Source organism: Clostridium sp. MCC344 (assembly GCF_018785365.1).
GTDB lineage: Bacteria > Bacillota > Clostridia > Lachnospirales > Lachnospiraceae > Pilosibacter.
The window spans coordinates 1-650 of sequence record NZ_WQPQ01000131.1 but is presented as its reverse complement, the minus strand read 5'-3'; the positions used below and the strand labels follow the sequence as shown (position 1 = coordinate 650).

General features: G+C 59.1%; 1 pseudogene. It reads right to left on the bottom strand.

From position 1 onward, the window contains the following. Positions 1-608 (bottom strand): annotated as a pseudogene (locus GPK90_RS18890) (NlpC/P60 family protein); the annotation flags it as partial. Positions 609-650 lie beyond the last annotated feature (42 nt).

Genomic DNA, 650 nt, shown 5'->3' with positions numbered 1-650 from the left:
CGGGTCGCAGTTCCCGAAGCGGCAGCGGTTTTCTTTGCGGCCTTTGCGCCCTGTTTTGCAGCCGCCTTTGCTTCTTTGGAATACCGGCGTTTCAGTTTCCATTTCTGCTGCACACGGGAAAGCGGATTGCTGGCAAGTTCCGGGTGCTCGGAGGCCATCTTTTGAAAATCCACATTGGCCCGGGCTTTTATGTCCTTCCGTTCCCACTTTGCCACCTTCCGGGCTGGGTGTTCCCGCCAGCGGCGTTTGGCATAGCGGGTCAGTTTCCGGGCTCCGGCCTCTGCGGCCAGCTCGGATTTATGGGCTCCTTCCACACCCACATTTTCATGCTCAACCTCGTGTATCTTGTTGTGGACATAGAACCACGCTTCTGTACGGGCTCCCCGGACTGCCTTTTTTGCAAGCCCCGGCGGCTTCTTCGCTGCCCGTTTTGCCTCGGTCTTGTCCAGTTTCTCCCGGGCCTTTCCCAGCTTTTCCCCGGCGTGTTCCGCTTTTGCCTGTGCTTTCTGGTACTTGTCCTTTTTGCTCCCGGCCTTCTCGGCGGAGCCCTCCGGCTCCTGTGCCTTGCCGGTATCCTGCGGCCCGCCCGCTTCATCTTCCTGCCTCATGCGGTCAGAGGGACGGCTTTTCCGGCTGTCCTCTTGAAACTT